20 protein-coding genes are annotated in these 22,583 nt (G+C 57.7%); 4 read left to right on the top strand and 16 right to left on the bottom strand.

The features are described from left to right. From JNB88_RS08595 to fdhD, 3 genes are all read left to right on the top strand, one after another. Positions 1-94: integrase core domain-containing protein (locus JNB88_RS08595; RefSeq protein ID WP_220355436.1), on the top strand; the 94-nt coding region annotated here is incomplete at its 5' end. A 338-nt stretch (positions 95-432) separates the two neighbouring features. Beyond that, positions 433-1,005 (top strand): response regulator transcription factor, encoded by a 573-nt coding sequence (locus JNB88_RS08600; RefSeq protein WP_220355088.1) that lies wholly within the window; start codon positions 433-435, stop codon positions 1,003-1,005. Positions 1,006-1,018: 13 nt separating this feature from the next. After that, on the top strand, positions 1,019-1,861 hold the full coding sequence (gene fdhD / locus JNB88_RS08605; RefSeq protein ID WP_220355089.1) for a formate dehydrogenase accessory sulfurtransferase FdhD: 843 nt from the start codon (positions 1,019-1,021) through the stop codon (positions 1,859-1,861). A gap of 125 nt (positions 1,862-1,986) precedes the next feature. On the opposite strand, the gene cydB is transcribed toward fdhD, so the two are convergent. The 16 genes from cydB to JNB88_RS08685 form a co-directional block, all read right to left on the bottom strand. Next, positions 1,987-2,973 (bottom strand): cytochrome d ubiquinol oxidase subunit II, encoded by a 987-nt coding sequence (gene cydB, locus JNB88_RS08610; RefSeq protein ID WP_220355090.1) that lies wholly within the window; start codon positions 2,971-2,973, stop codon positions 1,987-1,989. Positions 2,974-2,978: 5 nt separating this feature from the next. Continuing rightward, on the bottom strand, positions 2,979-4,370 hold the full coding sequence (locus JNB88_RS08615) for a cytochrome ubiquinol oxidase subunit I (RefSeq protein ID WP_220355091.1): 1,392 nt from the start codon (positions 4,368-4,370) through the stop codon (positions 2,979-2,981). 45 nt (positions 4,371-4,415) lie between these two features. Beyond that, positions 4,416-4,802, bottom strand: coding sequence for a copper resistance CopC family protein (locus JNB88_RS08620; RefSeq protein ID WP_220355092.1), 387 nt, complete (start codon positions 4,800-4,802; stop codon positions 4,416-4,418). A gap of 238 nt (positions 4,803-5,040) precedes the next feature. Further along, positions 5,041-6,288 carry an oxalate decarboxylase family bicupin gene (locus JNB88_RS08625; protein WP_220355093.1) on the bottom strand — a complete coding sequence of 416 codons (1,248 nt, stop codon included), beginning with the start codon at positions 6,286-6,288 and terminating at the stop codon, positions 5,041-5,043. A 34-nt stretch (positions 6,289-6,322) separates the two neighbouring features. Continuing rightward, complete coding sequence (locus JNB88_RS08630; RefSeq protein WP_220355094.1) at positions 6,323-9,433, bottom strand: efflux RND transporter permease subunit; 3,111 nt, start codon at positions 9,431-9,433, stop codon at positions 6,323-6,325. Between the two features lie 4 nt (positions 9,434-9,437). Further along, complete coding sequence (locus JNB88_RS08635; protein WP_220355095.1) at positions 9,438-10,622, bottom strand: efflux RND transporter periplasmic adaptor subunit; 1,185 nt, start codon at positions 10,620-10,622, stop codon at positions 9,438-9,440. A 30-nt stretch (positions 10,623-10,652) separates the two neighbouring features. Beyond that, entirely contained in the window at positions 10,653-10,826 is a 174-nt protein-coding gene (locus JNB88_RS08640; RefSeq protein WP_220355096.1) for a hypothetical protein, read from the bottom strand. Positions 10,827-11,140: 314 nt separating this feature from the next. Further along, positions 11,141-11,353: a hypothetical protein gene (locus JNB88_RS08645; protein WP_220355097.1), complete on the bottom strand. Its 213-nt coding sequence runs from the start codon at positions 11,351-11,353 to the stop codon at positions 11,141-11,143. Between the two features lie 198 nt (positions 11,354-11,551). Further along, entirely contained in the window at positions 11,552-11,920 is a 369-nt protein-coding gene (locus JNB88_RS08650; protein ID WP_037136795.1) for a response regulator transcription factor, read from the bottom strand. Positions 11,921-11,988: 68 nt separating this feature from the next. Continuing rightward, on the bottom strand, positions 11,989-12,645 hold the full coding sequence (locus JNB88_RS08655; RefSeq protein WP_037136793.1) for a response regulator transcription factor: 657 nt from the start codon (positions 12,643-12,645) through the stop codon (positions 11,989-11,991). Continuing rightward, positions 12,638-14,218: a sensor histidine kinase gene (locus JNB88_RS08660; RefSeq protein WP_220355098.1), complete on the bottom strand. Its 1,581-nt coding sequence runs from the start codon at positions 14,216-14,218 to the stop codon at positions 12,638-12,640. The genes JNB88_RS08655 and JNB88_RS08660 overlap by 8 nt, the downstream gene beginning before the upstream one ends. A 165-nt stretch (positions 14,219-14,383) precedes the next feature. Beyond that, positions 14,384-15,994 carry an MFS transporter gene (locus JNB88_RS08665; RefSeq protein ID WP_220355099.1) on the bottom strand — a complete coding sequence of 537 codons (1,611 nt, stop codon included), beginning with the start codon at positions 15,992-15,994 and terminating at the stop codon, positions 14,384-14,386. Further along, a complete protein-coding gene (locus JNB88_RS08670) occupies positions 15,991-17,139 on the bottom strand; it encodes an HlyD family secretion protein (RefSeq protein WP_220355100.1) in 1,149 nt (382 codons plus the stop codon). The genes JNB88_RS08665 and JNB88_RS08670 overlap by 4 nt, the downstream gene beginning before the upstream one ends. A gap of 7 nt (positions 17,140-17,146) precedes the next feature. Continuing rightward, on the bottom strand, positions 17,147-17,980 hold the full coding sequence (locus tag JNB88_RS08675; RefSeq protein WP_037136786.1) for a formate/nitrite transporter family protein: 834 nt from the start codon (positions 17,978-17,980) through the stop codon (positions 17,147-17,149). Between the two features lie 207 nt (positions 17,981-18,187). Further along, positions 18,188-20,482 carry an FdhF/YdeP family oxidoreductase gene (locus tag JNB88_RS08680; protein ID WP_220355101.1) on the bottom strand — a complete coding sequence of 765 codons (2,295 nt, stop codon included), beginning with the start codon at positions 20,480-20,482 and terminating at the stop codon, positions 18,188-18,190. A 79-nt stretch (positions 20,483-20,561) separates the two neighbouring features. Continuing rightward, positions 20,562-21,593: a cation diffusion facilitator family transporter gene (locus tag JNB88_RS08685; protein WP_220355102.1), complete on the bottom strand. Its 1,032-nt coding sequence runs from the start codon at positions 21,591-21,593 to the stop codon at positions 20,562-20,564. 464 nt (positions 21,594-22,057) lie between these two features. Between JNB88_RS08685 and JNB88_RS08690 the strand changes: the two genes are divergently transcribed. Next, entirely contained in the window at positions 22,058-22,576 is a 519-nt protein-coding gene (locus tag JNB88_RS08690) for a Dps family protein (protein WP_037136782.1), read from the top strand. Positions 22,577-22,583 lie beyond the last annotated feature (7 nt).

Here is a 22,583-nt window from a genome sequence, read left to right on the forward strand (position 1 = left end):
CGACGGATGGATCGAGGATTACAACGAAATCCATCCACATTCAGCGCTGAAGATGGCTTCCCCAAGGGAGTTCATCAACGCTTCATCTCAATAGCTGACCTGTCCGGCGAAACGGGGAGCACTCCAAGGGTGCTACAGGTGTAATTCGCTGGGCGCATCGTGCTTACAAATTTAGTTCTATTCACTCACCTGTGGCATCTTCCCGACGGCGAGATATGGGACACGCCGGTGCATCATCGCGGAGGATCTCAGAAAAAGCTTCGGGTGACTTTGGCTCAACTGCCCGGCGGAATGGCCACTCGGAACCTTTCTTGGCGGGCGTTAGCCGGGAACGGCGTGTACAAGTGTTTTAGCCGATCTAACCGTATGTATAGTATCTGCCATCGCGTTGTCCTCCTACACTTCATGCAAACTCAAGCAAAGGGGATAGCGATGGCGCCAGCTGATCTGATTCATTCGAGCGAACATCCGGCTGCGACAAGACGAACCGCGGTCCTGATTGCTGATCCCGATGTCGGTCCGACCTCGCCGCTCGTCGAGCGCCTGGTTCAAAGTGGGCTGCACGTGTGCCTTGCTGACACCGCGGATGCGGCGAAGCGGCACCTGCGAGAAAGGACGGTGTCCTTCGCCATTGTTGAACTTGTCCTGGATGACGGGGACGGTCTGGACCTTGTCGAGGCAATTGCCAATAGCTATCCGCGCTGTCGCACACTGGTCCACAGCCGGTTCTGCAACCTCTCCAACGCCGTGAGTGCAATCAAGTCGGGTGCCAGCGATGTGCTGCCCAAGCCGACCGATGTCGACCTATTGGTCGGTATTCTCTTGAATAAGCATGCCAACTACCTGACGCTCCCGCCATCCTTCCCGGCCCCTAACAGCATCCGTCACGAGCATATTAGAGAGGTCTATGCATCGTGCGGTTCCAATGTGGCACGTGCGGCGCGTCAGTTGTCGATGCATCGACGAACGCTGCAGCGTCTGCTTAAGCGGCCTCCGTCGCTCTAGGGGCAATGACCTTATGTCGGACGCGCGTCTACTCTCCGTCCCGGTCAGTCGTCTTTCCTATCGAAACGCTGTGTTGTCGACGGGAATGCGTACCGTGCCGGAGGAAGTGCCGATAGCAATTTCATACGCCGGCTCATCGCATGCCGTGATGATGGCAACACCGGGCGACCTTGAAGATTTCGCGATCGGCTTCAGCCTTACCGAACGAATAATAGGCGACGCCAGCGAGATTGCCTCGATCGATGTCGTCGAGACCGAACTCGGGATCGATGTCCAGATATTCCTCACGGAGGATGTCACACAGGCTCTGCGTGCGCGTCGGCGTAGCATGGCGGGTCCCGTCGGGTGCGGTCTTTGCGGCATCGAGTCCATCGAGCAAGCCGTTCGGAAAGTACCCGATGTGTCAGATTCACGCCTCGCCCTCACAGGCGACGATCTGGCTGACGCGGTTTTCCTGCTCAATGGCGCCCAGCCACTCCATCATGAGACACGTGCTGTCCATGGCGCTGGTTTTTATGTGCCGGGCGCGGGGCTGCTCGCGGTTCGCGAGGATGTTGGGCGGCACAATGCACTCGACAAGCTCTGCGGCGCCGTGATGCGGAGCGGCGCAAGTGGACAGCATGGGGCTGTTGTGGTCACGAGCCGCATCTCCGTCGAAATGGTCCAGAAATCGGCAATCCTCGGCAGCCCGGTGCTGATTGCAATCTCCGCTCCAACGGCACTTGCCATACGCGCGGCTGAAGAAGCAGGGATGACACTCGTCGGTCTCGTGCGGGGCTCCGACTATGAAGTTTTCACCGGTGTGGAGCGTATAGCAATTGGGCCTAACATCGGTCAGCTATACAAAATAGGCTGAGGGCGTTAGAGCCCACCTGTTTGATGGGCGGCACCTCAAGTTCATCACCGTCCGATCCCCATTTGCCCTGACAAGCCCCTCATGGCCCAGGTCCGCTTTGCGGCCACTTGTTGTCTTGTCGCGTCTCAATGATATTCCTGACCTCTTCGGACTTTCCCTTTGAACAGATGGTAGACAAGGACAGTGTAGGCGAGGGTCAGCGGCAGAACGAACACTCCGGCGCCCCAGAACATGAAACTTAATGCCGATGCCGGTGCTGCGGCCTGCTTGATGGTCAGCGAGAATGGCACCATGTAGGGCAGGAACGAGACGGCCAGCGTTCCAAAGGCGGACATGAACAGGATTACAGCACCGGCAAATGGGAGCGAATCCTTCTTCGTCCGCGTGCCGTAACAGATCGCCACGACACCCAAGAAGCCGAATAGCGGGAAGACAAAGAGTACTGGCCGATCGAACCACCGTGCCATCACCGGAAGGTTCTCAATCAAGCTATAGACGAAAGCAATCGCCAAGAATGCCAGTAGGCCAAGAAGAAGGCGAGGAATCTGCCGATAGGCTACCGCGCGTGTTTCTCCTTCGGTTTTCTTAACTAGCCAGCCAGCTCCAATCAACGCATAGCCAATGCAAAGGCCGATACCGCAGAGTATGGAGAACGGCGACAGCCAGCCGAACATGTGGCCGGTAAAGCGACCGTGGTCGTTCGGTAAACCGCCCACTAACGCACCGACCGTTGCACCCTGTACGAAAGCGGCCACAAGCGAGCCAGCGACAAATCCTGAATCCCAAAGCCAGCGGAGCCTCGTGCTTCTTTCGCGAAATTCGAAGGCAACCCCTCGAAAGATGAGCGCTCCAAGCATGAGGAAGATTGGAATATAGTAGGCACTGAGCAGCAACGAATAGACCACCGGGAAGGCGCCGAACAGGATCGTTCCTGTCAGGACCAACCAGGTCTCGTTACCGTCCCAAATTGGCGAGATCGCGGAAACCATTTCATGCTTGTGGCTTTCGGATCGCGTCAATCCGAAAAGAATTCCTATTCCAAGATCGAAACCGTCAAGGAGCACGTAAAGAAGCAGCGTGAGTGCGAGTGCAGCAGCCCAGAAATCAATCATCGGATCTACTCCGCGAGGTTAGGGTGGCTTTGGGCTATGGCCAAAGGGCGTTTCGGATTCGCGTTCTCATCAATTTCCTCGGCTACTGGATCGGGACCGGCACATAGCATGCGGTAAACGTAGGCGACACCAGCAACGAAGATCGTGAGATAGATCATCGCGAATACGGCAAGACTGATCGCAACTTCGGGCGTGGTTAGAGAGGGCGTGACAGCGTCTGCGGTGCGTAACACACCATAGACCGCCCAGGGCTGTCGACCGACCTCAGCCGTAAACCACCCGGTCAATGTTGCAATGAAGCCGAGCGGAAAGCTGAAAAACAGCGCCCATAGGAGCCAGCGCCTGCTGGTCAACGATTGCCGGTAAGTGGCCCAGGAGCCGTACCAGGCGAGTGCAAGCATCAGCAAGCCACAGCCAACCATTGCGCGAAACGCGAAGAATGGAATTAGAACCGGAGGTCGTTGGTTGACGGGGAAGGACTTAAGCCCGACTTCCTCCGACGTAAAGCTCATAGATCCGATAAAGCTACCGAGATAGGGAATGCTGAGCGAAAAGTCGTTTGCCTCGGCGCTCTGGTTTGGCCATGCGATCAACACCTCGGCCGCCGGCTTCTCGTTTTCCCAGCGGCCCTCGATGGCCGCAAACTTCGCAGGTTGCTTGTCGTGAACGTAGTCGCCCGTCAGATGACCAAAGGCAATCTGTAATGGAACCAGAATAGCGGCCAGCCCAAGCCCCATGCGAACCATGGCAACTCCTTCCTCGTTGAGCCGTTGGCCCAGCAGATACCATGCACCCGTTGCGGCGACGCAGAAGGATGTCGTCACATAGGCGGCAAGAAGCATGTGCGGAAAGCGGACCCAGACGACCGGGCTGAAGATGATCGCCGCCCAGTTGGTAGGCACGAATACGCCCTCGGCGTTTGTCTCGAAACCTACCGGCCACTGCATCCAGGAATTATTGACCATGATCCAGAATGACGAAAGGCTGGTCCCGAGCGTCACCATCGCACACGCGAAGAGATAGAACCACGCTGGTACCCTTTCTCGACCGAAGATCATGATGCCGAAGAAGCTTGCCTCAAGCGCAAATGCGGTAAAACTCTCGTACCCCAGCAGGGGTCCCTGAATTGCTCCGGATTTCAGGGAGAGCTCGCTCCAGTTGGTGCCGAACTGGAACGCCATGACGATGCCGCTGACAACGCCAAGGCCGAAGGCTATTGCGAAGATCTTCAGCCAGAAGTCGAACAGGCGGCGATAAAGGCCGCGCCCCGTCCAGAGCCGAAGGGCTTCAAGAAATGTCAGCCAGGCGGCCAGACCCACGGTGAAGGCGGGAAAAATGATATGGAACGACACGGTAAACGCAAATTGTAACCGCGAGAGGAAGAGCGCGTTGTCCATTTATCTGAGCTCGCTGAAACTTTACGGGATGGCGGATACTGGTGTTCAGTGATCTGAGGCCGCGGATCCACGCCTGGCGCTGTCGGATGGAACCATTAGCTCCGACGTGCCTGAACTCGTGCGCCCATTGCGGGAGACAGCCCGCCAGAGGACGCGGTACACACCAGGTGATAGCTGGATCTTTATCGGCGCAACGAGGTCTGTACCGTGACCACCAGTACGCAAATCTTCAATCGCTATTTCGTGTCCGGAAGGAGTGAACACGCGTACTGTTGATCGATCCGCATCCACCTGATCAGAGAAGGAGAGAACGACGCTTTGTGTCGTCAAAACCGGAGCCTCGTTGACTGTTGCTTCCAGTGCTGCTTCGGCGCTGCTGGCAAGCGCCAGTGAAAGCGTGAGTGCTACTGCCATCAGTAGTGCCTTGAACATGGTCGTCTCCTGGGTCCACAGCTTGCATTGAGCGTATCGGGATCGTGATGATCCAAGAATGCCGGCCAATCCTGGGGGGCGGCATCATCTGTCGGTCTAGTCGACCTGAACGATGGTCTAGGCAGGGGACGAGTTTTGGAGCACGCGCTTGCGGGGGCATCCGCTCAAGATCGAAAGCCGATCTGAGGGGCTCGCCCTCTGATCGGCATCGCGGTGAATGGAAGCGCGAGGATTGGGTTCAGCGCGGCATGATGCCCGGCTGATCTGCCGGAAACTTGGCGATATCGGCAAGGCTGACATTGAGGTGCTGCGCCACGAGCGCGGCGGGTGTGTGCGTCAGCCACGACGATAGGCCAACCTCCTGGTACTCTGCCACCTTGAAGACGGCTACGAATTGCAGATCCGTCTTGCCGGTGTTCTCAATAATATGCCCTTGGCTTTTCTTGACATAGCCAATGTCGCCTGGCCGGAAATCTGCGGTCTGGCTCCGGGGGCCGGCGTCGAACACCGTCATGCGACCCTCGCCCTTGATCCAATATTGCCATTCGTCTGCGTTCGGATGCCAATGCATCTCACGCACTGCGCCGGGCTTGATCGTCTCGATCGCCGCTGCAATCGTCTTGGATACTTTGAAGGAATTGCTGTCGGCGAGTTGGAGCGTTCCTGATGCATTCTGCTTCAATGGGACCGAGGCTGTCAGTCTGTACGTGAAGGGGTAGGGAGGCAAACCTGCCGATGCTACTGCCTTCTGATCTGCAGAAAGCGGTCCGGGCTCTTTGCCCTGGAAGATCCAGAGATCCTGCAATGGAATGTTCTTGAAGGTATTCTGGGGAACGCCGAAATTCTTGGCCAGCAGCTCCGGTGACGTGTGAGCCAACCAGTCAGTTAGGAGCAACGTGCCGTATTCCGACTGATCGCCCTCGTCAAAGACGATCACAAACTCGCAACCGTCGGGTCCAAGCCCCTGCAGCGAATGCGGGAAGCCGGCTGGAAAATACCAAAGGTCACCTGCTTCTACATCCTGGACGTAGGCCCGCCCCTGAGCATCAAGGACCGTTACACGGCAGCGCCCATTGGTCATGATCGCCCACTCGGCGGCGCGGTGCCAGTGCATTTCCCGGATTCCACCGGGGCCGAGGCGCATGTTGACGCCGGAAACCGCATCGGAGATCGCAAAGTCCGACTTGGTCACTTGGCGCGCCCAGCCGCCATTCTGAATGCGCTTTGCAGCATTGTTGAACGATCCCCAGAACAATTGCATGTCGCCAACATCTGTTGCCGGGGGGCTTTGAAACGAGGGGAATTGCTCGCCGATCGCAGGATTCTTTGGACCGGGATCCGAAAGGCCCGCGGGATTGGCGTTGATGGCACCCTCGGCCGGCTGATCCGGATTGCCGAAACTGGCAGCATGGGCAGCGCCAGCCGCGAGTGCGGTGCCTCCCATTGCTCCAAGGGCAAGCACTGTGCGTCGTGATAGAGGCTCCATAGCTGTCACTCCTTTGACATGGATGGGTTAGGAACTATTCCGCCGGTGCCTCTGCACCGGTAACGGAGCGGCGTTTCCGACTGATGAGTTCGCTGAGTCTTTCGAGGTAGAGGAAGACGACAGGTGTCGTGTAGAGCGTCATGACCTGGCTGATCAGCAAACCACCGACGAGCGCGTATCCGAGCGGCTGGCGAAGCTCTGAACCTGTGCCGTGACCGATCATCAATGGCACGCCTGCAAGCAGTGCCGCGCAAGTGGTCATTATGATCGGACGGAAACGCAGCAGGCAGGCCTGCCGGATTGCTGCTTCCGGCGATAACCCGTCTTGACGCTGCGCTGCGATGGCGAAGTCGACAATCATGATGCCGTTCTTTTTGACGATCCCAATCAGCAGAATGACCCCGATCAGCGCTATCACGGTAAAATCAAATCCAAACAGCCACAGCATCGCCAGCGCTCCAAGACCGGCAGAAGGAAGCGTCGAAAGGATAGTCAAGGGGTGGACATAGCTCTCGTAGAGCACCCCAAGGATCAGGTAGATCACGGCGAGAGCGGCAAGCACGAGCAGTGGTTCGCTCGCCAGCGAGCTTTGATAGGCCTGCGCATTGCCTTGGAAACTGCCGATCAAGGTGGCCGGCTTGCCCATCTCTATTTCGGCTTTGGTAATCGCAGCTACCGCCTGGCTGAGTGCCACGCCCTTACTAAGGTTGAAGGACAAGGTCACCGAAGGAAATTGGCTCTGATGGTTGACCGCAAGAACTGCGGTAGGCTCGGTCGTTTGTGTGACCAGTTGATTGAGCGGTACCTCCTCGCCTGTTAGCGGCGACTTGATGTAGATGCCGTTGATTGCGAGCGGCGAATTCTGGAACTGTGGCGCCAGCTCGAGTACGACGTGGTAGCTGTTCAGATCTGTGAAGTACTGCGTGACCTGACGTTGACCGAACGCATCATAGAGCGTGTTGTCGATGGTCTGTGGCGAAATGCCATAGCGAGAGGCGCCATCCCGATCAATCTTGAGGGTTACAGTAGCGCCTCCGTTCTGCTGGTCTGTTGCCACGTCGGCAAGCTCAGGCAACGTCTTGAATTTGGCGAGCAGTTTGTCTGCCCAGTCGTCCAACTCCTCAGTGTTCCCATCCTGCAATGTGTATTGAAATTGTGTCGCCGAGCTTCTTCCACCCACATTGATATCCTGTGCCGGTTGCAGGAAGACCTGCGCACCTTCCATCTTTGCAAGCCTAGGTCGCAGACGGTTGATGATCTCGCTGGCGGATGCGTCCCGCTCGTCGAGGGGCTTAAGGGTAATGAACATTCGGCCAGTGTTCACCGTCTGGCCCGAGCCGCTTCCTACTGCCATGCCAATTGTCGCAACGCCGGGATCACTGGCGATGATGTCGCCTGCCTCGATCTGATGTCGCGACATCTCGGCGAACGAGATATCCTGGGAAGCCTCGAGGATTCCCGTTATCAGGCCGGTGTCCTGGGTCGGAAAAAACCCCTTCGGGATATTGATGAAGAGGTAGCCCGTCGCCGCCAGCGATGCGAGGAACGCGAGCATCGTCACGCGATGGTGGCGCAAGGCAATATCCAGTGTCCGGTGATAGCCGGCAAGGAGCAGGTCGAAGGCATGTTCGAACGCCATATATAGCGCGCCATGGCTGGACGCGCTCTCATCCCTGAGAAACCTTGCTCCCATCATCGGCGTGATGGTCAGTGAAACAAGTGCGGAAATGCCGATCGTCAATGTCACCGTAATGGCGAACTCACGAAACAGCTCTCCGACGATGCCGCCCATTAGCAGCAGCGGTATGAAGACGGCAACGAGCGAGATACTGATCGAAATGATGGTGAAGCCGATTTCGCTCGCACCGTCGATTGCAGCCTGCGTCGGCGACTTCCCCATCTCCATATGGCGGTGAATGTTCTCGACCATGACGATTGCGTCATCGACGACGAAGCCGGTGGCAATGCTCAGTCCCAACAGCGACAGATTATCGAGGCTGAATCCGGCGACATACATCAGCGCCAGTGTCGCCAGCAGGGCTAATGGGAGTGTGACGCTCGGGATGACGGTCGCCCAAAGATTGCGCAAAAACAGAAAGATCACCATCACGACCAACACAACGGTAATCATCAGAGTCTTTTCGACGTCGAGTACCGAGGCGCGGATTGTGACTGTTCGATCGCTCAAGATCGAAAGGTGGATCGCAGCAGGCGCGATCGCTTGTATCTGTGGCAGTGTCGCCTTGATCTGCTCGACTGTGTTGATGACGTTTGCACCGGGCAGCTTGAAGATCGGAAGCAGGATTGCGTGCTTGCCGTTAGCCCAGGCCGCAAGCTGCGTGTTCTCCGGACCGTCGATCGCCTGACCAACGTCGCTGATGCGCACCGGCGCGCCGTTGCGATATGCAATGATCGCATCATTCCATGGGGCCGCGTCTAATAGCTGATCATTGTCGTAGATCGTGAAGGTCCGCTCTGCCCCTTGAACACTTCCCTTGGGCGCGTCCGTCGTGATGCCTGTGACCGCCGTCCTGACGTCTTCGAGCGAAAGTCCTATATCTGCGATCTTTCGCGGGTCGACCTGAATCCGCACGGAGGGTTTCTGTTGACCGAAGACCAAGACCTGAGAGACACCGTTGATCTGGCTGATGTGCTGCGCAAGAACGCTCTCGGCATAGTCATCGACCTGTGTAAGCGGTAAAGTGTCCGACGTCAGCGCCAGCACCATGATGGGGGGATCGGCAGGGTTGACCTTTCGATAGGTAGGTGGCGAAGGCAGTCCCGTCGGAAGCTGTCCGCCTGCAGCGTTGATCGCGGTTTGCACATCCTGCGCGGCGCTGTCGATGTTACGCGAAAGGTCGAACTGAAGGGTGATGGAGCTGCTGCCGAGAGTACTCGTGGACGTCATTTGCGTGACGCCTGGGATCTGACCGAATTGCCGCTCAAGGGGCTGCGTTACGGACGACGCCATCGTCTTTGGATCTGCACCCGGCAGCTGCGTCGATACCTGGATGGTCGGAAAATCGACTTGCGGCAGAGGGGCAACGGGCAGAAGCGGGTAGGCGACAACCCCGATCACAAGAAGTGCAGCCATAAGCAATGAAGTTGCGATCGGCCGGTGAATGAACCACGTGGAGATAGACATCGTGCTACTCCCCGGATGTCGCAGTGGGTGAAGCCGGCTGCACGGACACACGCGTTCCCGCATCAAGGCGGTACTGACCCGCGGTCACAACCTGCTCGTTGCCGGTCAGGCCATTTGTTATGACGGCGCGCCCGTTTTCGATCGGTCCAACAGTCACCTTGCAGACCGTCGCGTTGCCTTTGGCGTCGATCGTATAGACGAAGAAGCCGTTGGCGCCCCGCTGCAGCGCTGACGACGGGATCGTGACAGCCTGATGCAGTGTCTTCTGTGTCACCCTCAGCAGCACCAGTTGCCCGGGCCAAAGGGCATCGTCCTGATTTTGGAACGTCGACTTGATCCGTACCGTGCCGCTGTTCTGATCAATGACATTGTTGATAACGGAAAGAACACCGGTTGCCAGCGAACGGGATTGATCCATCGAAAGTGCGGCAACCTCAACAGGACCGGATTTCATTGCGTCGCGGACAGCTCCGAGATCGTCCTCCCGAAGCGTGGACACGACAGTGATTGGCTGGATTTGCGTGATGGTAACGATAGGTGTCGTATCGGTCGTATGGACCTGATTTCCTGCATCGATTAGCCTGATTCCTGCGCGACCATCGATCGGTGACATGATCTCAGTGTAGGACAAAGAAACGTCGGCGGCCTCCTTGGCGGCCTGGTCTTGAGCCAATTGAGCAACAAGACTGGCTACCTGGCTCTGCTGCTGTTCCACTGTCTCCTGGGTTGTGATCTGCTGCTGGGCCAGCTTCTGGTCCTTCGAAAGCAAATACTGCGCATTCGCAAGATCGGCCTGGTCCTGTTTAATTTTAGCAGCTGCCTGATCTGAAGCGGCCTGATAGGGACGAGGATCGATGACGGCGAGAAGGTCTCCCTTCTTCACCGGGGCGCCTTCCTTGAAAAGGACGCTCTGGAGTTCACCGTCGACGCGGGTCGTAATGTTCACGGTGAAGTTTGCCTGCACCGTACCGATTCCATCGAGATAGACCGGTACGTCTTCCAAAGTCGGCTTTGTGACCTGTACCGGTACTGTCTGGACGTCAGGCGCCGGTGCTGCCGCAGTCGGCTCGGTTCCGGCAACCCAAAACAGTGCTGCCGATACACACGCGGCCGCCAGCGTGATGATAGCGAATTGCGTCAGCGACCAACCATGCTTGCGAGGGGTCGGAATGGTGCGAATTGTTGTCATTGCCAGGCTCCGGACAATCCAGGGGCTGTGTCAGCGGTGACGGGAATCGTGGATGCGGACAGGCACATACCGCGGCTTGGCCCACAGCCAGTTGGAATGTTGGGCGCTCACCTCGATGGCGTCTTTGAATAGGAACGAGAGGAACTTGACGATGGCGTACAGCACGTGAGCCGGGACAGTCGGTCTGATTTTGAAGCGGAGCATAATGCCCTCCTGTCAAGTTGGTCATGACGAGAGGGTAGGGCCGAAGCGGCATCGACGCACCTATACGCAGGTCTAATCAGCTTCGCGAAAGGTATGAGTTTCCTGGCTTGTGACCCAATTCCTGAGGACACGTTCAACCATTTGCCAGGAGGTAATGACAACCGGAAAGGTTTGGATTGTGGTCTGGACGTCCGACAACGGTGCTTGTTGGCCATCGCCTGAACGCGGTTGATGTCACCTGACGGAAGACCGTGCACCGATGACCATTCGACCCGCTCAGAGGGGGCGATTGGTTTATGAGAATGCTCGGGAGGCTAGTTGTCGGAGAAGGAGTTGTCGATCGATCTGCGCAACGACTCCAGCCGCTTGTCGAAGGTGGCAACGTCGGTCGGCTGAACAGGTTCGCAGCGTCGAAGCTCGCACCGAAACGTGTATGATCGGCGCGACAGGTGATTAAGGAGGCTGACGCTCAGCGACAGCTTTCCGTCGGTCTCAGACAGGTGGGTGTTCGTGAATGAAAACATCATCTTGTCTCCTTGTGCTGGTCTGCCCGGGACAAGCCCGAAACAGGCGACGTGAAGCCACGTGCCCAGACGGCCTGTCTGGGCAGTTATCTGCAAACACCGGCGTGGTGATGCACTCCTCAGCGCCAGTCTCAAGGGACCGCCGTTACCGCGTGTTGAAACTTCGGGCGTAACCCTTGCGTTTTAACGGGGCTTTTGGTCTCAGGCCGCGAGCGCGGACTCCAGGCAACCGATCAGCTTTTCGATATCGACCGGCTTTCCCAGAAACGCGAACGCGCCACCGTTCATTGCCGTGTTGCGCGTCCGCTCATCCTTGTACGAGGTGACAAAGATCATCGGGGGACGCTCGGAGTGCTTGTTCAACTCGGCCTGCAGTTCAATCCCGCTCAGGCCGGGCATCTTGACGTCGACGAGCATGCAATCGATTGCAGATCGCGGCTCGAATGCTAGGAATTCTTCCGCCGAGGCGAACAAACGGCACTCGTAACCGAAGGACTTGACGAGATCATCCATAGCTTCACGGATGGCCTGATCGTCATCGACAACGGCTATGGTAGGTACTGGGGGCAATGAACCGACCTTTTCTTGCTTTTTGGTAGTTCCAGTTATGCGCTCGTGCCCGATTCAAAGATACCATACTAAGATACAGGTGGTCGTACCTCTTCGCCCAGCATTTCGGTCTTCCTCACCAGTTCGGCAACCGAACGGACGTCCATTTTCCGCATTACGTTGCCTCGGTGCAATTTTACGGTGACTTCGCTGATGCCGAGCGCATAGGCGATCTGCTTGTTCATCAATCCCTTGACGACGGCTTGCATGACTTCGCGCTCGCGCGGGGTTAGGCTTTCCGCGAGGGAGGCAACCGCTTCGCTTTGAGCATTTTGGCGCCGGCGGGCGGAATCGCGTTCCATCGCCGTCGCAACTGCGTCAAGAATGTCCTGATCCTTGAATGGTTTGGTCAGAAAGTCGACGGCACCAGCCTTCATTGCCTTCACGCTCATTGGAATGTCGCCAAAGCCGGTCATGAAGATGATAGGCATCTTGTTGCCAATACGCTCCAACTGTGTCTGGAAATCCAGGCCGCTAACGCCAGGCAAGCGGACGTCGAGGAGAATGCAGCCTGGACGGTTGAAGTTCGCCATCTCCAGGAAATTCGCTGCGCTTTCGAATGCCTCTGCATCGAATTTCATCGATCGGAAAAGGTCCGTCAGAGCCTCGCGCATCGACTGGTCATCATCGACAATGAAAATGACAGGTCCAAGCGGTTCGTTTCGGCGCTCGCGTTTATCAGGCATGTTCCATCTCCGGCTTGATCAGCAGGTACATTTCAAAGATCGCCCCACCTTCACGATGATTGCTTCCCTCCAATCTGCCGCCGCGTGCTTCCAGAGTGCTGCGGCAGATAGAAAGCCCCATGCCCATGCCGGTCGCCTTCGTCGTAAAGAAAGGCGAAAACAGTTTGTCTTTCACACCTTCGGCGATTCCAGGGCCGGTGTCACGAACTGCGATGCGGACATGCTCGATGTCAGGCCGCTCTGCTGCAATCTTGATGGTTCGCTTGGGGCTCTTGTTCTCGTCCATCGCCTGAATAGCGTTCGTGATCAGGTTGATGAGGACCTGCTGCAACTCGATCTTGACCGCTGCGACCGCTGGCAGCTGAGGGGAGCGATCAACGAGTACGGTTGTTCCGCTCCGCTGCAGTTCATGCTCCATCAGCGCCATCGTCTCGTCGATGAGGCTTTCCAGGCTGATGGTCTCAAGCGTGTTGCTTGAAGGGGACAGGAGATTGCGCGTGTTCTGAATGATCTCGCTTGCACGCTGACTATCGCGGATCATGCGCTCGGCGGAACGGCGCACTGCAGCAAGATCCGGCGGGTCACGGTCGAGCCATCTCAGCAGGGTCTGCGAGTTGACGACGATAGCACCAAGCGGCTGGTTGAGCTCATGGGCAAGCGATGCCGACATCGCACCGACCGTTGCGGCCTTCGATGCCTTTGTCAGTTCGGCTTGTGCTTCGGCAAGCGCCTTTAAAGCCATTTCGCGCTGGGTTACGTCGACCATGCTCACGACCACGCGATTGAAAGCGGCCGGATCTTCCGGGAAGCTGATGCTAAGCAGTACGAGCTTGTTTTCACCAGCCTCGGTCCTGACCTCGACCTTGTCTTCAAATATCCTGTCGCCATCCAAGAGAGCCTGCAAGACATCAACAAAACTTGCCTTGCCGGGGACGATCGAGCGCCTGAGTGCGTCGGGTGTCGAAGACTGTGTCCCCATCAACTCGCGCGCAGCTTCATTTGCAGCCACGACGTCGATCAGGCCGACGCAGTGATCGACGAAGGCTGGATTGGCATGTGCGTGCGCCCGGATGTCAGTCACCCCCTGCGCCTTGATATTCATCAAATAGTTGCGCAGCCTGGAATAATCACGTTCCCAGAGTGCCACGCGGGTTCGATCGAAGATCGAGCGGTACCTGGCCTCGCTCTCCTTCAGGGCGGAGTTGATGGCAAGCGTCGTAAGGCGCGCTGTTTCTGTCTTCAAAAGCAGGATGGTAGTGACGAACAACGCTGCAAGGGAGACGATCAGGCGGATTGTTGATTGCAGGTCGGCGTCGTCGCTATGCGTCATGGCATAGGAGAGCAGGGTGAGGCCGGCGCAGACGGCTGCTGTGATCAGGAGCCCTAGCCGCGTTGTTGCCTGGGCTGCGATAATCATGACAACGACATAGAGAACCGCGATGGCACCCTCGATGTCGGTATAGGTATCCACATAGAAGACGGCTGCTGCGAGCGCAATGGCGATCAGGCCGAAGGCCACGCTGTGACCCCACTCCGTATCGTGAGGCCGAATTAAAGTTGTCGCTATAGACATTGTTCCCCCAGTCTATTTGGTCGCGAGCATACCCTGTTTCGGGACGGGTCTAACCTATACATAGGTGTGGTCTGCCATATCGATGCAACTGTATCCTGGGCGCTCTTTTGCCGCTGGCAATTGCACTGCGGTTTCAAGGATCGTGCCCACACCGCTGCGAGCCGGTCAAGCCGCCTTCTCCTCTACGGTCTTTCGTGCCCCGCGTTGAAAATCGGGATGCAATGGGCCAAATGGCATGGCTCCCATGAATGCGACCAGCAGCAGGCCGGCAATTGCAAACCAAAACGACAACACGAAACCATCCGCATAGGCGAGGACGTAGGCTTGTGTGCGGACCTCGGTCGCGATTGCCGATAGGGCTTCCAGGCCTCCTCGAGCAGAGGTGCCAAACAGTGTTTCCAGCTTGCTGATCGTACCATGGAGATCGCGCGACGAGGCCGCAATCGGACCGCCTAGGATGTTGGAGTGAAATTGCTCGCGTTGCCGCAGCCATGTGTTCAGTATGCTGACAGCCAGTTCGGCACTCCCGAGCCGTATGACCTGGATGTAGGCGGAAGCAGCCGTTGAACGCTTCGGATCGGTGTTGGCAAGCAGATAGACGACCGTCGAAAAGAACGTGAATGACTGGCCGGCGGTAAACAGGAGAACGACGGGGAGAAAGTTCCACGGTGACCATTCAATCGTCAACCTTGAGCCCAGAAGGGCTCCGATTGCCATCGCCACGAGACCGAGGAGGATGCCCACCCTGGAATCCACCCGGCGCTGCAAGTGCACAGCCAGAGTGATGAAGGCGAAAACGGGAATAACTGCTCCCACAACGTAGAGTTCTGCGATCGAGATTGGCCTCAGCCCGACAACGTTCTGAAGAAAGGACGGGATGACGATCGATCCGCCCGAGCTCGAAAATGTGAAGGCAACGATGATGGCATAGCCGATTCCAATGTTACGCGACAGGATGACGCTGGCGTGAGCCCACGGAGACTTCACCAGGTTCTCATTGATGAAGAATCCGATGGCAAGGATGGCACCACCGATAAAAAGCGATGTGACGATGCCCGACTGAAACCAATTGAGCCGGTTTCCCTGGTCAAGCGCGACGTAGAGCATCGTCATTGAGGAACCAAGAAGCAGCATTCCGCCCCAATCGGCCGTTGCAAGCAGACTGACATTGATCTCTTCCTTCGGGGCCGCAATGATGAGCAACAGCGCGATGAGCGGCGCTACGATCACGTCCTGCCAGTACATCCATTGCCAGCCAAGGTAATCGCCATACACGCCGACGAGAACGAAGCCGAGATTTTGCGAAAGAGGAAGCCGAAGCGCGTAGATCGCTATTCCGACCAGCCAGTACTTCATGTCGAGATTGCGGAAGATCACCATGATGGTGGCGGGAATGAAGAAGCCCAGCAAGAGCGCTCGTACGGCATGAAGCGCAAACAGTGCCGAACCGTCATGCACCAAGGGGATCGAAAACGAGATGCAGGCGTAGATGAGAGTTGAAGGGATCATCACCCGGCGCACGCCAAATACCGTGGCGAGCCATGCCACCGCCGATGAGATGAGGATTTGCGGTGCGTTGGCAATGGTGCTCAGCCAGGACGCCTCGTCGACCCCCAATGAGTAGGCGCCTCGAAGGTCTGGAAGGCCGACGGTAAACACCCTCGTGTCGAAACCAACCACGAAGGACGCGAGCAAAAGGGCAGCGACAATGAGATGTGGGCGGCTGGCAGTGGTGCCGCTTGTCACCGGACCGAAGGCGCTCGGCGCGAGGCTCATGGCTTCGTCTCTACCGCTGTATCGACGTCAACGATCGCCGACATCCCGGGCCTGAGCCTATCGATCAACGGCTGGCCCGGGTCGAGGTCAATCCTGACCGGAATGCGCTGTACAACCTTGGTGTAGTTACCGGTCGCGTTGTCGGGCGGAAGGAGTGCGAAGATGGAACCACTTGCTGGCGACAGCCTGGAAACCTTGCCGCTGAGCGTCTGGCCAGGAAATGTGTCTATCGAAATCCTTGCCGAGCGTCCGGGCGTCATATGAGCCAGCTGTGTTTCCTTGAAGTTTGCCGTGACATAGACGTTCGGAAGCGGGACTTCCGAATTGACGCTGGTGCCCGCTGCAACGAAATCGCCTTCGTGGACTAGTTTGCGCCCAAGGATGCCGTCAAAGGGCGCATATATGCTCGTATAGCCTTGATGAATGAGCGCGGTGTCGAGATTCCCCTGTGCGGCGCCAACCTGAGCGTGCAGCAGGGGTTCTTGTCCATCAAGTACCTTGAGCTGGGCCTTTTGCTGATCGATCGCAGCCGCGGTGGATTTCACGGCGGCCTGGGCCTGTAGATAAGCCGCTTGTGCCTGTTGCAGTTGTTGCTGCGACGTGGCATCCCCTAGACTGGTCTGCCGGTGGAACTCAAGTTCTGTCTGCGTCTGGGCGGCGAGCGCCGACGCGTTTTGCGCTTCGGCGGCCTCAATGACTGCCTTCTGCAATTCGATCTGGTTGGCAAGGTTTGCAAGTGAGGCATTGGCGGACGAAAGGTTTGCCCTTGCGACCTCGACGGCGGCATCAAATTCGCGGGGATCGATCTGCGCGAGCAACTGGCCCTTCATTACCCGCTGATAGTCGCCAACGGGCACGCTCTTTATCGTGCCGCTCACTTGCGAGCTGAGTGTGGAAACATCGGCATTGACGACGGCGTCATCGGTCGATTGCCTGGCTGCGCCCGCCACCCATTGGTTCCAGTCGGCCATGACGAGGGCAACGCTACCACCGACGACGGTTACCGCAAGAAGGGGAATGGCGAGGCGCTTCATTGTCGCGGTGGTCGTCGAGGGTTGTGGGTTCGCACTGGGGGCCTCTTCAACTGGTGCTCGACTGGACGGCGGCGACGGGCTGAGACTTGTAAGAGCGAGTTGGTCGGCCATGGCGGGTTCACTTCCTGTTTCGGTCGGCTGGGACCTTCGCACGGGCAGTTACCGCTGGCGGCACGAACGAAACGTGCCCGCTGCTATGAAACTGTAACCAATAGCCGAGCGCCATGAACACGGAACCCCCGATCAGGTTGCCAAGCGTAACCCAGACCAGATTATGGATCGCGCCAGTGAGGGTGATGTTTGCGGGATGCTCGCCAAGCAGAGCCATCGAGAACGTGAACATGTTGGCGACCGAATGCTCGTATCCAGCTGCCACAAAAATTGTGATCGGCCAGAAGATCAACATGATCTTGGCTGCAGCGTTATCTGTGCGCCCTGCCATCCAGATTGCCAGGCACACCAGCCAGTTGCAAAGGATACCGCGCGCGAAGAGTTCGACAGAGCCTGCTGACATCTTTGCCGAAACCGCCGAAAAGAACGCCTGGCTTCCATCGCCCAAAAGAACGCCACCACCTGCCATATGGAAAAGGGCGGCAAGCATCACGGCACCGATCAGGTTTCCGATCCACGCGCTGGCCCAGACAAGCATCACGTCGGAGGGGCGCGCACGTCCTGTCAGAACGGCGAGCGGCATATACATCGCGGTGCCGGTAAAAAGCTCCGATCCCGCGAACACAACGATTGTCAGGGCCGAGGAAAACACCACGCCCATGACGAGATGAGCCCAGGCGGGGTCGGCATGCGCGCCGGCGGTGAACATGAGGATATCGCCGAAGCCGATATAGGCGCCTGCCATGGCGGCTCCAATCAGGAAAGCGAAGAACTGCGTACGGACAATGAGCGCCTTGTGCTCGCCCGCCTCGGCAAAATTCGTGATGGAATCCTGATACATTGTGAGTTCCTCGCATCTTGCTCGGAGCGAACCGAGTGCCTCGATTGTTGCTTGGGGGAGGCTAGCCCCAGACGCTGGAGCGTTGAATTATACGTAGGTGTAGGTGCACTGGGAGGAACGTGTAGCGCGATGCAAGATATGCGGGCAAACCCTACTGGGCTCGCCCGCATCGATGACACGCAAAGCATGTACTTAACGGGTACTGGTTTAGCCGTTGCTGGCCGCGACCATGACGGGCACGCCCTTGTAAGAGGGGGTGCCCGAGAGACGGTCAAAATGGCGCAGGGACATCACAGCATTCAATTCAGGATAGTACCCAGCTGCCGAGCCTTTCGGGATGTTGTATTCAACCGCCGTAAAGCCCTGGACGACGTGTGTTCCCTCCTTGGCGCCGACGAGACCGCGAACGTCGATGCGATCGCCGTCCTTCAGGCCAAGGCGATTAAGATCGTCCTTGTTCAAAAAGATCACGTCACGCCTGCCAAAGACGCCGCGATAACGGTCGTCCAGGCCGTAGACCGTGGTGTTGTACTGATCGTGGCTTCTGATCGTCGTGAGAACCAGCGCGTCCGGGTTTTTGATCAGTGGATCCTCGTCGAGGCCGGCCGCGACAAGGAAGTTTGCCTTGCCGCTTTCGGTGTTCCATCGGCGAAATGAGGCGGCGACATCGAGGCGGAAGCCTCCGCGCACCCGCACTCGCCTGTTAAAGTCATGGAAGTCAGGGAAAACCACTTCGATCTTCTCCCGGATCCTGTCATAGTCGGCAATCAACCCGTCCCAGTCGATGCCGTAACGATCGCCGAGTGTCGCTTTGGCGATGTTGGCGATAATGGCGGGTTCTGACTTCAAGGCCGCACTGGGTGGCGTCAGGAAGCCGCGTGAGGCATGCACCATGGACATGGAGTCCTCGACAGTCACCGCTTGTGGGCCGGAGGCCTGCGTATCGAGATCGGTCCGTCCAAGGCAGGGCAGGACGAGGGAGGTCTTTGCCGTCAGGAGGTGGGAGCGATTGAGCTTGGTGGCAATATGAACTGCAAGATCGAGCTTGCGCATGCCTTTCCAGGTGACTTCCGGGTCGGACATTGCGACGGCGAGGTTGCCTCCGAGGCAAATCAGCGCCTTCGATTCACCGGCGATGATCGCTTCCACTGACTCGATCGCATTGTGACCCTTTTCCCCGGACGGACGAAAGCCGAATGCCCGCTCCATTCCGTCGAGCAATGCCTTGTTTGGAATTTCGGTGATTCCAACGGTGCGATCGCCCTGGACGTTGGAATGGCCGCGGATCGGTGCAATCCCGGCGCCCTGACGCCCGATGTTGCCACGCAGCATCAGCAGATTGGCAATTTGCTGGACGTTGCCTGTTCCATTGGCGTGCTGGGTTATGCCCATGCCATAGCAAATAATCACATTCTTGGCGTTAATGTAGACGTCGGCCGCGCTCTCGATTGCACTTCGTGCAAGGCCGCTGACGGCAACGATCTGATCCCAACTGGTCGCTTCCACGTCCGCGCGAACCGCTTCAACGCTGAGCGTGTGCTCGTCGATGAACGGGCGGTCGAGGACGCCTGGGCCGCCGGCAGCGATGTCGGTGGCATCTCGCTCAAACACGGCCTTCATCATGCCCTTCAGCGCAGCGAGGTCGCCGCCCGTTCGCAATTGGTGATAGGCTGAGGCAATCGGCGTCGAGGAAAGAGTGACCATCTCAACGGGATCTTGAGGTGCAGCGAAGCGCTCCAGCGCACGCTCCTTAAGAGGGTTGAAGACGACGATCGGCACACCGCGGCGCGACGCATTGTGCAATGTCGTCATCATTCGCGGATGGTTGGTGCCAGGATTGTGACCGAAGCTGAAGATAGCGTCGGCGTAGTCGAAATCCTCGAGCGTTACGGTTCCCTTGCCGACCCCGATCGACATTGGAAGCCCGACGCTCGTTGCCTCATGGCACATGTTGGAACAGTCGGGAAAGTTGTTGGTGCCAAAGGCGCGAACGAAGAGTTGGTAGAGAAAGGCCGCTTCGTTCGAGGCGCGGCCGGATGTGTAAAATTCCGCCTTGTTCGGGTCATCGAGCTTGTTCAATTCGATGGCGATCAGCTTGAACGCTTCGTCCCATTCGATCGGCTCGTAGCGATCGGTCTGGCCGTTGTAGTGCAGCGGCATTGTCAACCGCCCTGCATCTTCCAGCTGATGGTCAGACCACTTCCACAGCTCGGAGACCGTATTGTTCTCAAAGAGCTCCGGTCCTGACCGCTTGGCTGTGGATTCCCAGGTTATTGCCTTCGCGCCGTTTTCGCAGAATTCGAATGACGAGGTGTGCTTGGGGTCCGGCCAGGCGCAGCCGGGGCAATCGAAGCCCTCCGGCTGGTTGGCCTTCAGCAGAGTCAACGTGCCCTGTGCCACCACCTGTTGATGCGCAAGTGTCTTGGCAACCGCCTTGAGCGCGCCCCATCCACCTGCTGGCTGATCGTATTGCTCGATACCTTCTGGACGCTGATCCTTCATGTCGAAGCTCCTTCGTGCTGTTCCGCAGTTGAGTGGCACAATCATTTGTCAGGCTAGCAACGCTGGTGGACGCTGCCCATTATACAGAGGCATAGGGTGTTACCGATCGCTCGCCCGGTATGCGCACATGCGAATAGCGCATGCCCCGGCCATTTAGTGCGTGATATCGCTCTGGGGACTGCGGTTTGATGAACAGGGCGATGATCTGGGGGTGGCGCCGGCGCAAGTCGTCTTCAATATTGGCAATTGCCTGCTCTACACCGGCCTTGGACAGCTCGTCCTCGAACCAAACGCTCATCGCCACCATCAGTTGCTCTGGAGCCAGGTGAGCGCTGATCATGCCGTTTACACATTTGACCGTCGGGTTTTTCCTAGTGTCCTCGATGATCGCGGTAACGACGGAAGGATCGGCCGGAACGCCGATCAGCAACGACTTGCTTTGGGCCGCAAGCTTAAACGCTGTGATCGCCAGGATGGCGGCGATCACCAGTGAAGCCAAGCCATCGAAGCGCGGATCACCCGTTATGCTCGAGGCAAGAATCCCGCCTCCCGTTGCCCCAATGCCGACCAGTGAGGCAACGCCGCCAAACAGGATCGTGGACGCAGTCGGATCTCTTCGCCGTTGTAGGAACCGGAGCAGGCTGTCCTTGCCGCGGCCGGCGCCGGTACGGCGGATCGTGGCCCAGAGAGCTGCACCATCTATGACCGCAGAGGAGGCAAGCACGATGTAGCTGACCGCCTCGTTGTCGATAGGTTTCGGTCGGGCGAGCTGGTGAAGTCCTGCGAGCAGAGCAACGCCGGCGCCGAGCGCAAAGATCAAAACGGCAACGACGAAGTTCCAGAAGTAGAGTTCGCGGCCGTAGCCAAGCTGATGCTCAGGATTGGCCCTCCTTCCCGAGGCAAGCAGGCCATAGAGGAGGATAACCTCGGTTCCGGCATCCACTAGGGAATGAACACCCTCGCTCGACATGGCGGTGCTGCCCGAGATGTTAGCGGCAACGAATTTGATTGCGGCGATTGTCAGGTCGGCGATGAGGCTGAGGACGACGATCCCGAGACTCGCGTGGCTTGTGCTTGAGGCTCCGGATAGATTGGAGATATTGCCATGCATGTCATGCCCTCATACGAGCTAGGTGCCATTTTCTCCTTGGGTTTCAAGGATGTCTTGCAAAGAGCGCAACGATGCGCACCTGAGCTGTGCGAATCGTCCGACGAGGGCATCGGTTCGAACCATTTGCCCTTGTCATCTTTTGAAATTCCGAGCGGTTCTCAAAAAAAGGCCGTCTCCGGGCGGATGGAGACGGCCTTTGCGGACCTTGGGAGGATCCGTAGGCTCGGGCGGAGGGGAGGACGCCGGAGCCCGATAGCGGCAAGTGCGCTACCCGCCTCATTGAGGGGTTGAGGCGATGAATGAACACTAATCCTGTCCCATCGACTGCGTAACTACACTTAGGTATGGCCTGGCCTACACCAGCGGGCGATTTCGGCGTGCGCGTCACCTTCTCTATTCTCTGCCGCGATAAAGGCCGCGTACCGTGCCGGCCTGCAGTCGGTCCACCAGAAAGGAAAGTCACTATGGTTACCCGCTCAGCCGCCAGCGCCCGCAGCCTTCCGCTCGCAACGCCAACCGATCTTGGGCCCAATGCGACACAGGACATTGCAGCAGCCCTCACGGCGTTGCTGGCAGACGTGTTCGCCCTCTATCTGAAAACGAAGAATTTCCACTGGCATGTTTCGGGGCCACACTTTCGCGACTACCACCTCATGCTTGACGAGCAGGGCGCGCAGATATTTGCAATGACGGACGACATCGCCGAACGCGCACGCAAGATCGGTGGAACGACACTGCGCTCGATCGGACATATTGCGCGCCTGCAGCGGCTACTCGACAATGATGCGGATTTTGTTACGCCGGAAGACATGCTGGCAGAGCTTCGCGATGACAACAAGCAACTCGTCTCCGTCCTTCGACAGCTACATGAGCTGACCTCGTCCCACGACGATCATGCGACAACGAGCCTCATCGAAAACTGGATCGACGAAACCGAACGGCGTCTGTGGTTCCTCTTCGAGACCACTCGCCGATCCCTCTGATCGCTTT

Source organism: Rhizobium cauense (assembly GCF_019511525.1).
Classification (GTDB): Bacteria; Pseudomonadota; Alphaproteobacteria; order Rhizobiales; family Rhizobiaceae; genus Rhizobium; species Rhizobium cauense.